This is a genomic window from Hydrogenothermus marinus, from assembly GCF_003688665.1.
GTDB lineage: Bacteria > Aquificota > Aquificia > Aquificales > Hydrogenothermaceae > Hydrogenothermus > Hydrogenothermus marinus.
Genome location: NZ_REFO01000011.1, coordinates 85,624 through 97,583 on the forward strand (window position 1 = coordinate 85,624; position 11,960 = coordinate 97,583).

The window sequence follows — 11,960 nt, forward strand, 5'->3', positions numbered from 1 at the left end:
GAATGATGAATCTGAAAAACGAAAAGAAAATAAAGCATAAATTAGAACTTATTTCAATGTATTTTGATGTAGATGAGTTTATAGCAAATGATATGTTCTATTTAGAAGATGCTTTAAACACAAGGAATCTAGACTTAATAAAAAAAGTTGATGGAATACTTCAAAAATTTAAAAATGAAATCAAAGAAGTTGGGGTCTATGAATTTATCCTAAATATTACAAGAAAACATACACAAACCTTTATAAAAAATTAAAAAATCTAAATTAATTTAATAGATATTTTGTTAAAATATTTAAAATTTATTCTTTTGAGGAAGTAAATGGAAAAAGCTATTTTAGCTCTTGAAGATGGTCATTTCTTTTATGGTTATGCTTTTTCAGGTTTAAAACAAAAAGAAGTAGGTGGTGAAGTAATATTTAATACGTCTATGACAGGTTATCAAGAGATAATCACAGATCCTTCTTATAAAGGACAGATTATTGTCTTTACAGAGCCACAAATTGGAAATTATGGGATAAATAATGAGGATATAGAATCGGAAAAGATTCATGCAAATGCAATAGTTGTTAAGGATATTTCCTCTTTTTATTCAAACTGGAGAGCAGAAAAAGATTTAATTTCTTATTTAGATGAAAATAATGTAATTGGAATTACAGATATTGATACAAGAGCTTTAGTTAGAGTTTTAAGAGAATATGGAGTTATGAAAGGATATATAGCTATTGGAGATATTTCCCCTGCTGAAGCAGTTAAAAGGGCAAGGAATATTCCAGATATATCTAACCTTAATCTTGTGCCTGAAGTTTCTACACAAAAACCTTATAAATGGGAAGAAGGAACTTGGGATTTAGAAAAAGGTTATAAAAAACAAAAAGAGAAAAAATATAAAGTGGCAGTATTAGATTTTGGTGTTAAAAGAAATATTTTAAGACTTATGGCTGATAGAGGACTTGATTTAACTTGTTTTCCTCATAATACAAAAGCTGAAGATATTATTGAGTTTAATCCTGATGGAATATTCTTATCAAATGGTCCCGGGGATCCTGCAATTCTTCATTTTCAGATTGAGCAGATAAAAAAATTATTAAAAACAGATATTCCTATGTTTGGCATATGTCTTGGCCATCAGCTTTTATCTTGGGCAATTGGGGGTAAAACATATAAATTAGAGTATGGTCATCATGGTGGAAACCATCCTGTTAAAAATTTAAAAACAGGAAAAGTAGAAATTACTGCACAAAATCATAACTATGCAACCGATCCTGATAGTCTTCCAAATAATATAGAAATAACTCATATAAACCTTAATGATAAAACAATTGAAGGAATGAGATTAAAAGATAAACCTGTATTTTCTATACAATACCATCCTGAAAGTTCACCAGGGCCTCATGATTCTTTATACTTATTTGATGAATTTGTAAGTTTAATAGAGGATTGTAAAAAATAATGCAACAAATCCAAAAAGAGAGATGGGCTCTTGGCTCACTTCTTTTAAATACATTTTTAACTTTACTTAAATTTGTATTTGCTTTAATTACAGGAAGTCTTGCTCTTATGGCAGAGGCTATTCATTCTTTCTCTGATTTAATTGTTTCTATTATTTCTTTTGTAAGTGTTAAAGTTTCTAAAATAAAATCAAAAGAATTTCCTTATGGACTTTATAAGATAGAAAATATTGCTGCAGTAATTATTTCACTTTTTTTATTTTTTACTGCTTATGAAATATTAAAAGAGGCTTTGTTTTCTAAAGAAATAAGAGAAGTAAAGCATGTAGAATATGCTATTGCTGTAATGATTATCACAATGATATTTACATTTGTATATTCTAGGTTAGAACTAAAAGCAGCAGAAAAGTTACATTCTCCTACTTTAAAAGCAGATGCAGAACATATTTGGGCAGATTTTTTATCTGCCCTGATAGTAATAATAGGACTTATAGGTGTATACTTAGGCTATAACATAGACAAATATGCTGCTGTAGTTGTTTCTCTTTTCATTATACATACAGGATGGGAAATATTTATAAATGGCATTAAATCTCTTTTAGATGTATCCTTAAGTAAGGAAGAAATAGAAAAAATAAAAAAAATCATTTATGAATATCCATCTGTGATGGAAATAAAAAGTATTAGAGGTCGCTCTGCAGGAAGTTATAAATTTTTAGAACTTGAACTTATTTTACATAATTATGGAATTAGAGAAACCCATAAAATAGTTGATGAAATAGAAGAAAAAATAAAAAAAGAAATTCCCAATATAGAATCTGTAGTTATTCATTATGAGCCAGCTCGTCAGGAAGGATTAAGAATAGCAGTCTTAACAGAAAAGGATGGGAAAATAATAAAAGATTTTAAAACAGCAGAAAAAATAATTATTATAGATGTTTCAAAAGATTTTCATTTAGAAAAAAGTAATGAGATACCTGTTAATAAAGAAGAAAAAGAAATTGGAGATATTCTTTCAAAATTAAGTGTAGACATTATAATCTCAAAAAATCATCCTGAAGATTTTGAAGTAAGATGGAAACTTGGTAAAGCAGGAAGCATTGTTTGGGAAACAGAAGAAGACAACTTTGAAAAAGCAGTAGAAGAAGTGGTAAAATCTTGGAAAGAATATAATAAAAGGGGATGATTTATGATAAATAGAATTTTAGTTGGTATTGATGGCTCTAAGTATTCAAAAATAGCAGAAGATTATGGAATATGGTTATCAAAAAAATTAAAAAAACCTGTTGTTGGAGTTCATATTATAGATATTAGGCTTTTAGAAGGACCATTTATAGAAGACTTAGCAGGGGCTTTAGGGTTTACTATATATTCTGATTTGACCCCTAAGGTGAAAGAATTTTTTGAAGAAAGAGCAGATATTCTTTTAAAAGAATTTGCTCAAAAATGTAGAGAAAAAGGAGCTGACTGTACAATAGCTAAAGCTTTTGGACTTGTTGCAAAAGAATTAACAGAAATGGCAGATCCAGAAGATTTAATAATAGTTGGTAAAAGAGGACAACATCCACAATTTGAGTTTTTATTAGGTTCAACTGCTGAAGCTGTAGCAAGAAAATCAAAATGTCCTGTATTAATTACTACAGATAAATTTTCAGAAATAAAAAATATATTACTTGCTTTTGACGGTAGAGAAAAATCTATCCATGCAGCCCAGTATATAAATAGTTTTGCAAAAGATTTAGGAATAGAAAGTATTGATGTAATTACAGTTTCTGATGATAAAGTTATAGATACTTTTTGTAAAGAAGGACAACCTGTAGAAGATGCTGTAAAAGATATTCTTAAAAATTATTTAACAGATATTGAATTTAATATTCATATATTAAAAGGATATCCAGAAGAGGAAATAGAAAATTATATAAAAGAAAATCAAGATAAATATGACCTTGCTGTTTTAGGTGCATTTGGAGAAAGCAGAATAAAAGAGTTAATTCTTGGAAGTACAACTTCTTATATAATGCAAAAATCTCCAATACCTTTATTACTTGTAAAATAGAGGTAAAGACTTGGAAAAAGACTTTGGTGGATTTAAAAATATACTAATTATTGGACTTGGTTTAATAGGTGGTTCTTTTGCAAAAAGCTTAAAAAAAGAAGGTTTTAAAGGAAATATTTATGGTTATGATCTTTCAAAAGAAAGAGTTAGTATAGCTAAAAAAGAGAATATAATAAATGATGGTTTTTCAGATTTTAAAGATATTCCTTGGGAAAAATTAGATTTAGTAGTTCTTGCAACACCAGTTAGAACCTTTGAAAATATAGCAAAGCAGATAAAACCTTATTTAGATAAAGATACAGTAATAATTGATGTTGGAAGTGTAAAAGGAAAACTTGTAAGAAAACTTGAAAAAATCTTTTATCCAAATGAGTTTATTGGGGCTCATCCAATTGCAGGTACAGAAAAAGAAGGTGTTGAAAATGCCTTAGATGATCTTTTTAAAGGAAAAAAATTAATACTTACTATAGATAAAGAAACTAAAAATACAAAAAAAATAGAAAGTTTATGGAATGATATTGGTGCAAAAGTAGAAATTATGGACCCTGAACTTCATGATTTTGTTTTTGCTGCTGTTTCACATCTTCCTCATGCAGTAGCTTTTGCTCTTGTTGATGCATTAATAAAACTATCAGAAGAAAAAGGAATAGATTTATTTTTATATCCTGGTGGTGGTTTTAAAGACTTTACTCGTATTGCTGCAAGTTCACCAAATGTATGGAAAGATATTTTTTTAGAAAATAAAGAAAATGTATTACATACAATTGATATTTTTTCAAAATCTCTTGAAAACTTAAAAAAAGTTATTGAAAAAGAAAATGAAGAGGAAATTATAAAAATTCTTTCTGAAAGTAGAGAGAAAAGATTATCCTTAGAAGATTAAATGTTTTTCTTTTTTTCTACAGGCTTTACAAAAATTGCAAAAAGTTGAAATATAATCCCTAAGATTAAGCTAAGTATACCAAATTCATCCATTTTAAGCTATCTTTTCTAATGCTTCGTTATACTTTTCTATATAAATCTCACCAAACTCTTCTTCTTGATAAATATTTATCTTTTTTTCAAAATTTAAAAATAAAAGTGCTACAAAAGCTTGAGGTTTATTAGGATAATCTAACTGTGAAAAAGTAGTATAACCTTCTAAATTTAAAAACTCTTTTTCTAAAATCTCGATAGTTTCTTCTAAGGTTGCATGAAATAATGGAACATCTATTTTTTTGCTATTTCTTTTATAAGGTTTTCTTCTGGTATATTTTCTTTTTGGTTTAAATTGGATAACAGGTGATACGTATTTTTTTAAAACATGGGCAATCTCATCTATTGTATAAAATCTTTTTATTCCAAAAATTCTTTTTCTTTTTATTTTTTCTTTTTCTTCTTCTTTACCAAGCTCTAAAGCATCTGCTTTCATTTTTAATAGTAATGCTGCTGCTTGTAATACTTTTGAAGCTTGCCTTAAATCAGGAATATACATGTTTTTTACTTCTGCTAAATATTTATCTGCAAGTTCAACTATATCAACTTTCCAAGGTTGAATTTCCCCATTTATTACAAGCTTTAAAACTATATCAAATGGATTTTTTTCTTTATTATCAAACATTTTTTAAACCTCACTGGTTTCTTACTTATTTTTTCGTTAAAATCTGATTTAGCTTTAAATCTAAATATTTTTTAAAATCTTCAGGTATCTCAATCTGATACTCTAAAGCATAAATATTTTTTTTATCTTTAAATTTTATTAAATCTTTTTCTGTTGTTATATATATTTTATTTTCTTCTTTTTTAAAATTTTTATAATTGTAATGATCTGGAAAATCTAAAAATTTCTCAATCTTAAAATTATATTCTTTAGCTAAGTTTTTAACAGTTTCAAAAAAATATTTATTATTTCCAAGTCCTGCAAAAGCTATTATTTTTTTATCTTTTAGGATATCAAAATCATAAACCTTTTTAAAATCTGTAAGTCTATTTATTTTTTCTTCAGTTAAAAAATAAGGTTTATTAAACTCTTTTAATTTTTTTAATTTTTCTTTTTTGTTTTTCCATTTTGTAATTAAAAATAAATCTGCATACTTATAAAAGCTTTTTGGTTCTCTAAGTCTTCCAAAAGGCAAAAGTTTATCTTCCCAAAATGGTTTATTTAAGTCTATTACCAGAATATCTATATCTCTATAAAGCTGAAAATGTTGGAACCCATCATCTAAAATAAATATATCAGGATTAAGCTTTTCTAAAGCTAAAATTCCTGCATCATATCTTGAAGAAGATACAACTACAGGAATTCCTTTTTTAAACATTAAATAAGGCTCATCGCCAAAAATCTCATAACCTTTATCTTCTTCAGAAACAATTAATGTTTGTTTTGTTTTTCTTTTATATCCTCTTGATAAAACAACTACATTTAATCCTTTTGATTTTAAATATTTAGAAATAGAGATTGTAATAGGTGTTTTACCTGTACCACCAACAGATAAATTTCCTATTGATATCACAGGTTTAGGAAGTTTTTTCTGCTTTAATATGTTTTTTTTGTAAAGCTTTCTTCTTATATATGCTAAAAATCCATAAATTTTATCTATCATTTTTTATTTTGTTTTTTAACTCATTTAAAATATTCAAAGCTTGTAAAGGTGTGATATTTCCTATATCAATATTTTTTAGATACTCTATTATTTCTTTATATTTATTTTCTTCTTCTATTACTTTTAGCTGTTTAAAAATAGGAAGTTCTTCTAAATCTTCTTTAATTTCATTATATCTTTTCTCTGGTTGCTTTAATATGTTAGTTTCTTCGCTTGTTTTTATTTTTTCACTATTTTCAAATTTTTCTAAAATCTCATAAGCCCTTTCTATTATTTCATTTTTTATTCCTGCAAGTTTTGCTACATGTATTCCATAAGATTTATTTGTAAATCCTTCTAAAACTTTATATGTAAATCTAATTTCTTTTCCTTCTTCCTTTATATGCATATAGAAATTTTTAACTTGTGGAATTTCATTTTCTAATGAAGTAAGCTCATGATAATGAGTAGCAAATAATGTTTTTGCTTTTATATTTTTAGCAATATACTCAGAAATAGCCCAAGCTAATGAGAGGCCATCATAAGTGCTTGTTCCTCTTCCTACCTCATCAAGCACAATAAAACTTTTTTCTGTGGCATTGTTTATAATATTAGCCATTTCAAGCATTTCTACCATAAATGTAGAAAGTCCTTTGGCTAAAGCATCTGCTGAACCTATTCTGGTAAATATTGCATCAACAACAGGAATTTTTGCATATCTTGCAGGTATAAAAGAACCTATATGAGATAAAACAATTAATACTGCAGACTGTCTAATAAATGTACTTTTACCTGCCATGTTTGGACCAGTTATAATATGAAAATAAGAGTTTTTATCCATTTTTAAACTATTTGGAACAAAATCAGGATTAAAGTTTACAATTACAGGATGTTGCCCTTCTTCTACCACTAAATCATAATCATCTGTAATTTCTGGTTTTATCCAGTTTTTCTCTATTGCTATCTGTGCAAGACTTACTACAGCATCTATTTCTCCAACTGCTTGGGCTGTTTTTGCAATTTTATCAGATAATAGATTAACCTCATCTCTTAAACTCATAAATATTTCATACTCTAAAGCATTTATTTTTTCATCTGCTGATAATATTTTTTCCTCAAAAGATTGAAGTTCATCTGTTGTAAATCTTTCTGCATTTGATAATGTTTGTCTTCTTTTATATTCAGGTGGTACAAATTTTAGATTTGGTTTAGTTATTTCTATATAATATCCCATTACTTTGTTAAAACCTACTTTTAGGCTTGAAATACCTGTTCTTTGTCTTTCTCTTTCTTGGAATTCTTTAATCCATTTATCTCCTTTTTCTCTTATCTCTTTAAGTTCATCTAAATATTTATCTACTCCTTTTTTTATTAATCCTCCTTCTTTTAAATGGATTGGTGGATTATCTTCTAAATATCTATATAGCTTATCTACTAAATACTCAAAATCTTCTATCTGCTTAAAAAGTTGTTTTAGATATTCAGAGTTAAATTTATCTGATAACTGTTTTAACTGCTGGATTTTATCTAAGGAAGTTCTTAAAGAGATCATATCTCTTGGTGTAAGTGTGTTAGAAGATATTTTAGAAACAAGTCTTTCTACGTCAAATATCTCTTTTAAATATTTTTTTATCTCTTCTCTAAGTTCATTATCTAAGAGTTCTTCTACTGCTTGCTGTCTTTTTTGTATCTCTTTTTTATTTTTTAAAGGATGAAGAAGAAAATATCTAAGCTTTCTTTTTCCCATTCCTGTAAGGGTTTTGTTTATTACATTGAATAAAGATATATTTCCTTCATTTGAACTAACTATTTCTAAATGTTTTTGAGCATGATAATCAATTCTCATATAAATATCTTCTCTATAAGGTTTTGGCTTTTTTATAAAGGGTAAAAAGCTTTTTTGAGTTGCTTTTGCATAATTGAAAATTGCAGTTATTACAGGTAATACTGCTTTTTCTTTTTCTGTAAATCCGAAAGATTTATAATCTTGAATATTAAAGTAATTAAATAGCTCCTTATAATTACTAAATAGCTCTTCTGAGATTTTAGAAAAAAATAGATGTTTAAAATGTTCTTCTATTTCTGATGTATCAAACTCTGGTCTAACTAAAATCTCTTTTGGCTGAAACTTTCCAATGAAAGATATAAGCTCATCTTTATCTAAAATTCCTGCTATAAAATCTCCTGTGGAAAGGTCTAAATAAGATATTGGATATTTCCCTTTTACTTTATCTATTGCCATTAAAGCAGATTTTAGTTTTTCATTTTCAAAAAAGGTACCAGGTGTAATTACTCTAATTACATCTCTTTTAACTATACCTTTTGCTTTAGATGCGTCTTCAAGTTGTTCACAAATGGCAACTTTATATCCTTTTAATACAAGTCTTGTAATATAACTATCTGCAGAATGATAAGGAATTCCGCACATTGGAATGTATTTATCTTTTCCAACTCTTTTTTTAGTAAGGGCTATATTTAACTCTCTTGCTCCTATATGTGCATCTTCATAAAAAAGCTCATAAAAATCTCCTAATCTAAATAAAAGAAGTTCTTCAGGATATTTTGCTTTTATTTTATTGTATTGAGCAAGCATAGGAGTTTCTTTTTCTGCCATAAAATAACCTCTATATTAAATTGTATTATAATTTTAAGTTCATATATTATGAAGCAAAACCGATTTATCAAGCAAATTTTAAAGGAGAGTAGATGATAGTAATTTTTGATGTTGATGGAGTGTTAATTGATGTTTCCAAATCTTATCATTATTCAATAAAAGATACTGTTGAGTATTTCACCGGAAAAGAAGCAAATCTTGAAGAACTGCTTGATATAAAATTTAGATTTAATATAAATAATGATTGGGATGCATCAATAGCTGGAATATTATATGTAGAAAGTGGTCTTTTACTTGAAGATTTTAAAGATGAATTTAAAAAATTTTCTTCTTCATTAGAAGATTTTTATAAATTTTCTATTGTTTATGGGATAAAACTACCAGATTATAATAAATTAGTTGAATATTTTGAAAATAGATACAAAATTCATAGAGAAAAAGAAGAGCTAATTTTTCCTACACAAGTTTTAGAAAAAGTAAAAAATATTGCAACAAGAACAGGAGTAATTACAGGAAGGCCTTTTGAAGATTTAGATTATTCTTTTAAACTTTTTAATCTTTATAAATATTTTGACAAAATAATAACAGAAGATGACATCCCGGAAACCCATTTAAGAAAGCCTTCTGCTTATCCTTTAAAATTATTTTTTGAAGAAATAGAATATAAAGAACCTGTATTTTATATAGGCGATACAAACTCTGATAAGCAAATGGTAGAAAATTTCAATTTAGAAGAAAATAAAAATGTAAACTTTGTTTTAAGAAAAAATCAACATAATTTGGATATTAACTCCAACTTAAAAATAGAAAAACCTGACGAAATATTTGATATTTTATATAATTTTTCTGTTTGACAAAAAAAGTTATATATTAGATAATAATTAGTCTGAATTTAGAAAAACTGCAGAAGGAGTGCTGATATATGAAAACATATCGTCCTAAACAAGCGGAAATAAAAAGAGAATGGTATATTGTTGATGCAAAAGGTAAAACCTTAGGAAGACTTGCTACATTAATAGCAAATGTTTTAAGAGGAAAACATAAACCATATTTTCAACCAGATATGGATGTTGGTGATTTTGTTATAGTTTTAAATGCTGATAAAATCAAATATACAGGTAAAAAAGAAACTGATAAGCTTTATCAATTCCACACTAATTATCCAGGTGGATTAAAAGTTAGAACTTTAAAATGGATGCTTGAAAATAAACCTGAGGAAGTTATAAGACTTGCTGTAGAAAGAATGCTTCCTAAAAACAAACTTCAAAAAAGATTTATGAAAAGATTAAAAGTTTACACTGGTGAAACTCATAAACATCAAGCTCAAAATCCAAAACCAATAGACTCAATTGTTCCTATGTGGAAGAATTTTTAAATTAGGAGGTTAATAATTTGGGAGCTAAAACAATAAAGGTAGATCCAAAAACAGCAAAATATGGCACAGGAAGAAGAAAAGAAGCAGTAGCAAGGGTGTGGATTATTCCTGGGAATGGAAGAATAGTTGTTAAATCTTCATCTGGAAAAGAATGGGAAGGAAAAGATTATTTTGAAAGAGATATTTTAATGGCAAAAATAAATAGACCTTTTGTTATCACAGAAACTCTTGGAAAATTTGATGTATATGCTACAGTTAAAGGAAGTGGAAAACCAGCACAAGCTGAAGCTATAATGTATGGAATAGCTAAAGCATTAGAAAGCTATAATCCAGAATTAAGACCAGTATTAAAGAAAGCTGGATTAATGACAAGAGATGCAAGAGTTAAAGAACGTAAAAAATATGCACAAATGGGTGCAAGAGCTAAATACAGATGGTCTAAGCGTTAATTTATGGCTATCAAAGTTTCTATTGTTGGAGCTTCTGGTTATACAGGAATAGAACTATTAAGAATTTTAAATTTATATAAAGAAGTTGAACTTGTTCAAATAATATCAAGAGAATTTGAAGGGAAAGCCTTAAAAGAGGTTTTCCCTTTTTTTATTTCTACTAAATTTTCAGATATTAAATTTGATAAAGAACCAGACTTAGATTCTGCTGATATTTATTTTCTTGCTATTCCCCACGAGCCTGCAGTAGAACTTGCTAAAAAAATATTAGATAAAAATAAAAAAGTAATAGATTTATCTGCAGCTTATAGAATAAAAAATTTTAATGCATATCCTGAATTTTATGGTTTTGAACATAGTTATAAAGAATTATTAGATAAAGCTGTCTATGGCCTTCCAGAAATTCATAGAGACAAAATAAAAAATGCAAACTTAATTGCAAATCCTGGATGTTATCCAACAGCAACTTTACTTGCTTTATATCCAGCTTTAAAAGAAAATATTATTGATTCAGATACAATTATAGTTAATGCTTTATCCGGAATTTCAGGAGCTGGAAGGGGATTAAAACAAAAATTTCACTATCCAGAAGCTTTTTCAAATAGTTTTGCATATAACCCAACAAAACATAGACATATTCCAGAAATGGAAGATCAGATTAATCAAATTTCAGGAAAAGATATTAAAGTTAGATTTACCCCTCATATATTACCTGTTTCAAGAGGTATGATTTCTACTGTCAATTTTAAAACTAATTTAAATAAAAAAGATTTAATAGAGCTTTATAGATTAGAATATAGATATGAACCTTTTATAAGATTTCAAAAAACACCACCAGAAATAAAATATGTAATAGGTTCTAATTACTGTGATATTTATGTAGATTTAGATGAAAGAACAGGATATGCAGTTGTAATTACTGCTATAGATAATCTTGGGAAAGGTGCTTCTTCTCAAGCTATGCAAAATTTTAATCTAATAGTAGGCATTGAAGAAGAAAAATATTTAAAAAATTTATCAGAAATCTCTATAATATATCCTTAAAAATCCTAAAATACTTGACTTTTGAGGTTAAATCTATATATATTAATAACTATAGGCTTAAAAGCCAATAAATCGTATCTTAGGAGGGTTTTATTATGACAAAAGCAGAATTAGTAGCAAAAGTTGCTTCAGAAGCAGGTACTACTAAAGCAGCAGCAGAAAGATGTGTTAATGCTTTTGTGGAAGCTTTAGCAGAAGCACTTACAAAAGGTGAAAGAGTTGCTTTACCTGGACTTGGTGTTTTCAATGTAAAAGAAAGAAAAGCTAGAAAAGGGAGAAACCCAAGAACTGGTGAAGAGATAACTATTCCTGCAAGAAAAGTCGTTACTTTCCATGCTGCTAAAGCTTTAAAAGAAGAATTAAATAAATAAAGTAATTCTTAAAGGGGAAATATTTTTCCCCTTCTTAAATA

General features: G+C 27.2%; 13 protein-coding genes. 10 read left to right on the forward strand and 3 right to left on the reverse strand.

Going from position 1 to position 11,960, the window contains the following annotated elements; translation table 11 throughout:
- Positions 1 to 2 precede the first annotated feature (2 nt).
- The 5 genes from CLV39_RS03415 (at position 3) to CLV39_RS03435 (ending at position 4,388) form a co-directional block, all read left to right on the forward strand.
- Positions 3 to 254 (forward strand): hypothetical protein, encoded by a 252-nt coding sequence (locus CLV39_RS03415; RefSeq protein WP_121922839.1) that lies wholly within the window; start codon positions 3 to 5, stop codon positions 252 to 254.
- A 66-nt stretch (positions 255 to 320) separates the two neighbouring features.
- The gene (gene carA / locus CLV39_RS03420) at positions 321 to 1,451 is read left to right on the forward strand and encodes a glutamine-hydrolyzing carbamoyl-phosphate synthase small subunit (protein WP_121922840.1); all 1,131 of its coding nucleotides are present in this window, start codon (positions 321 to 323) and stop codon (positions 1,449 to 1,451) included.
- Positions 1,451 to 2,635: a cation diffusion facilitator family transporter gene (locus tag CLV39_RS03425; protein ID WP_121922841.1), complete on the forward strand. Its 1,185-nt coding sequence runs from the start codon at positions 1,451 to 1,453 to the stop codon at positions 2,633 to 2,635. The genes carA and CLV39_RS03425 overlap by 1 nt, the downstream gene beginning before the upstream one ends.
- Positions 2,636 to 2,638: 3 nt before the next feature.
- Entirely contained in the window at positions 2,639 to 3,505 is an 867-nt protein-coding gene (locus CLV39_RS03430) for a universal stress protein (RefSeq protein ID WP_121922842.1), read from the forward strand.
- Between the two features lie 10 nt (positions 3,506 to 3,515).
- Positions 3,516 to 4,388 (forward strand): prephenate dehydrogenase, encoded by an 873-nt coding sequence (locus CLV39_RS03435; protein WP_121922843.1) that lies wholly within the window; start codon positions 3,516 to 3,518, stop codon positions 4,386 to 4,388.
- A gap of 93 nt (positions 4,389 to 4,481) precedes the next feature.
- Here CLV39_RS03435 and CLV39_RS03440 read toward each other — a convergent pair whose 3' ends face one another.
- From CLV39_RS03440 to mutS, 3 genes are read right to left on the reverse strand one after another with little or no spacing between them, the layout of a single operon-like run.
- The gene (locus CLV39_RS03440; protein ID WP_121922844.1) at positions 4,482 to 5,105 is read right to left on the reverse strand and encodes a segregation/condensation protein A; all 624 of its coding nucleotides are present in this window, start codon (positions 5,103 to 5,105) and stop codon (positions 4,482 to 4,484) included.
- A 25-nt stretch (positions 5,106 to 5,130) separates the two neighbouring features.
- On the reverse strand, positions 5,131 to 6,087 hold the full coding sequence (gene lpxK / locus CLV39_RS03445) for a tetraacyldisaccharide 4'-kinase (RefSeq protein WP_121922845.1): 957 nt from the start codon (positions 6,085 to 6,087) through the stop codon (positions 5,131 to 5,133).
- Complete coding sequence (gene mutS / locus CLV39_RS03450; protein ID WP_121922846.1) at positions 6,077 to 8,680, reverse strand: DNA mismatch repair protein MutS; 2,604 nt, start codon at positions 8,678 to 8,680, stop codon at positions 6,077 to 6,079. The genes lpxK and mutS overlap by 11 nt, the downstream gene beginning before the upstream one ends.
- A 92-nt stretch (positions 8,681 to 8,772) precedes the next feature.
- On the opposite strand from mutS, the gene CLV39_RS03455 reads away from it, so the two are divergent.
- The 5 genes from CLV39_RS03455 (at position 8,773) to CLV39_RS03475 (ending at position 11,919) form a co-directional block, all read left to right on the forward strand.
- Entirely contained in the window at positions 8,773 to 9,534 is a 762-nt protein-coding gene (locus CLV39_RS03455; RefSeq protein WP_121922847.1) for an HAD family hydrolase, read from the forward strand.
- A gap of 68 nt (positions 9,535 to 9,602) precedes the next feature.
- Positions 9,603 to 10,055 (forward strand): 50S ribosomal protein L13, encoded by a 453-nt coding sequence (gene rplM / locus CLV39_RS03460; RefSeq protein ID WP_121922848.1) that lies wholly within the window; start codon positions 9,603 to 9,605, stop codon positions 10,053 to 10,055.
- Positions 10,056 to 10,072: 17 nt separating this feature from the next.
- Positions 10,073 to 10,504, forward strand: a complete 432-nt coding sequence (gene rpsI / locus CLV39_RS03465; RefSeq protein WP_121922849.1) for a 30S ribosomal protein S9 — start codon at positions 10,073 to 10,075, stop codon at positions 10,502 to 10,504.
- A gap of 3 nt (positions 10,505 to 10,507) precedes the next feature.
- Complete coding sequence (argC, locus tag CLV39_RS03470; protein ID WP_342769302.1) at positions 10,508 to 11,548, forward strand: N-acetyl-gamma-glutamyl-phosphate reductase; 1,041 nt, start codon at positions 10,508 to 10,510, stop codon at positions 11,546 to 11,548.
- 95 nt (positions 11,549 to 11,643) lie between these two features.
- Complete coding sequence (locus CLV39_RS03475; RefSeq protein WP_121922850.1) at positions 11,644 to 11,919, forward strand: HU family DNA-binding protein; 276 nt, start codon at positions 11,644 to 11,646, stop codon at positions 11,917 to 11,919.
- Positions 11,920 to 11,960: the final 41 nt, after the last annotated feature.